Source organism: Bradyrhizobium sp. AUGA SZCCT0431 (assembly GCF_018131065.1).
Classification (GTDB): Bacteria; Pseudomonadota; Alphaproteobacteria; order Rhizobiales; family Xanthobacteraceae; genus Bradyrhizobium.
Genome location: NZ_JAFCLR010000090.1, coordinates 1 through 2734 on the forward strand (window position 1 = coordinate 1; position 2734 = coordinate 2734).

At 58.6% G+C, this 2734-nt stretch carries 2 protein-coding genes; both read right to left on the minus strand.

What is annotated here, in order from left to right; all coding sequences use genetic code 11:
• Window positions 1-182: 182 nt before the first annotated feature.
• Complete coding sequence (locus tag JQ567_RS37835) at window positions 183-1517, minus strand: HAMP domain-containing sensor histidine kinase (RefSeq protein WP_212443523.1); 1335 nt, start codon at window positions 1515-1517, stop codon at window positions 183-185.
• Window positions 1518-1548: 31 nt separating this feature from the next.
• Entirely contained in the window at window positions 1549-2241 is a 693-nt protein-coding gene (locus JQ567_RS37840; RefSeq protein WP_212443524.1) for a response regulator transcription factor, read from the minus strand.
• Window positions 2242-2734: the final 493 nt, after the last annotated feature.

Sequence of the window (2734 nt, forward strand, 5' to 3'; positions counted from 1 at the left end):
TGGCACTTTTCCGACCTGACCGGTCGCGCCGATCATGTCCGTTCGCGGCGCTAAAGCGGATGTGCTGGGACATCGTCGGAACGACGCGAGTGACCCAAAGCGGACTCTTGCCAAAGCAGCGATGTCCGAAAAGAAAAATGCGGACATTTGCTATCACGCCGACGCGTCGCTTCAATCCGCGACTAACTAGTCGGCGCTGAAAACCAAAGTGTGAGCTTGAGACCTGGCGAGTTATCAAGCATTTCGATCCGCGCACCATGAAGACGGGCAACGGCGGCGACCAGGCTGAGCCCGAGACCGTTTCCCGGCGTGTAGCGATTGTGTTCGAGCCGGTAAAAGCGCTTGAAAACGTGTTCATATTGATCGGCGGGAATTCCGGGCCCGTCATCAGTGATCGAAATGACCGGCGTGCCATCAATGTTTTTGATCGCAACGACGATTTGCCCTCCGGCGCGGCCGTGCTTGATGGAATTGTCCACGAGATTGGCGATGGCATCAAAGATCAGGTCACGATCGCCGGTCACGAGCACCTCGCGATCACCGACAACGGTGAGACGGGTGCCGTCCTGTTCGGCGGCTGCGTCGTACAACTCGACGACCTCACTGGCTATTTCGGCCAGATTCACGGTGCGGAACGCCCCCTTTCGTGCCTGGGTCTCAATTTGCGCAATCCGCGTCAGTGACGAGAATATCCGCAAGACAGCATCGAGGTCGGCGATGGTGTCGCCTATCAGTGACTGATCATCGTCGCCAATGCGCTGACCGTGATAGGCCTTCTCCAGCCGTCCCCGCATTCGCGTCAGTGGAGTCCGCAGATCGTGCGCGACATTGTCGCTCACTTGCTTGACCTCCCCCATCAAGGTTTCGATGCGGTCCAGCATCAGGTTGAGGTTCTCCGCAACGCGATCCCATTCGTCGTTGGTGCCTCGGAGCGGGATCCGCTTGTCGAGACCGCTGAGCATAATGGCTCGGCTGGTAGCGTTGATCGCTTCAATCCGCCCCACTGTCCGGCGCGTCACCAGGATGCTCGCGACCCCCGCAAGCACAAATATCAATGCAACACCCGCGATCACGGCTGTCTCGATCTGGTCGGTAAAGCTGTCGAGGTCGCTGATATCCCTTCCCACCAGCAGACGATCGCCACTCGGAAATGTTTCGAGCATTGCCCGGAGCAGCGGCCGGTTTGTCGTGCCGGGCAACGGCTCCGCTGCGCGAAACTCTGTCCATCCCCTGGCTGCCGTGACCGTCGCCGGCCATACCTTGATGTTCCCGCCCAGAGCGGCCAATGAAGGATCGACAAGAATGTAGGCGCTGTCTGCAAAACTCTTGTCGGTCATGCGCTGTTGAATCAGGGCGATCAGCCCGGCGCGCCCCGCCCGCTCGTAAGCAGCTTGCAGGCTCAGATACTCGGTCATGATTGCACGATCCGATCGGCTGCGCACATAGGAGGAGGTGGACAGGTAGACGTAGCTAAAAATGGCCGACCCGATCACACCAAAGACGGCGATCGCGATCATCGCGACCCTGAAGGTTGATGACTTTAAGGTCTTAGCCAGGAGCACGGAGGCAATACCCGATACCGCGAACCGTATGGATCAGCGGATAGGCTTGCTGGCCGTCGACTTTGCGACGGACCCGCCCAACATACACGTCGATGATGTTTGTTGAGGGATCAAAATGGAGATCCCAGACGTGCTGCAACAACATTGCCCGGGATACCACGCGACCTTCGTTGCGCACTAAATACTCCAGAAGTTGGAATTCCCGCGGAAAAAGAGAAATTTCCCTGCCGCATCGGCTGGCGGTTCGCGACACCAGATCAATCGCGAGATCGCCCACACGCAAGATGGTTTCTTTGACAATGGTGTTACTGCGGCGGCCAAGCGCCTCAACCCGCGCCAGCAGTTCGACGAAGGAGAAAGGCTTGACCAGATAATCGTCGCCCCCGGCTCGCAAGCCACGCACGCGATCGTCGACTTCTCCAAGCGCACTGATGATCAGGACGGGTGCTGCGATGCCGTCGTGGCGCAATTGACGCATGACCGTAATGCCATCGATGTCCGGGAGCATGCGATCAATCGTGATCACGGCATAGTCGCTGGCGACGCCGCGGCTCAGTGCCTCACTGCCATTGGCCGCCAGATCCACCTGGTAGCCGCTGGTCGCGAGCGAATCCACGAGCTGACCGGCGGTTTCCGGGTCGTCCTCAACAACCAGAATGCGGCGGTGACCTCCCATCATGGCGTTCCGTCTCCGAACGACTGGTCAAAGCCGAAATTCACTTCAGCATATCGGTCAGAATTAATTCACACGTAATCCAAAGGTTGCCTCAGGAATCCAACGTTTGGGAGGCTGCAAATGAGTGCGCGTGACGGTCGTCACCAGCCGTGGCAGATATTGCTTCTGCTGGGATGTTAGGTGACGACCATCACGATGTACATCCATCGCGATGTACTTCGCTTCCGCTAGTAGCCGTAGCCGTAATAATCGCTGCAGACGTCGACCCACTGCAGTCCATAGGGTGTCCAAACCCTGCGCCAGCAGCTGCTGTAGTTGTAAGCGGAGAAAGCGACGGGTGCGGCAACGAAGGCAAACTTATGGAAGCGGTGATGACGGTGATGGAAGTGGCCGCGGTGCACTGCAAACCGAGGCGAGAAGCCATGGTGCGCAAAGCCCTGGTGCGCAAAAGCGCGGCCCGCGAAATGGCCGCCGCCGAAATGCGCGCGTGCGCCCA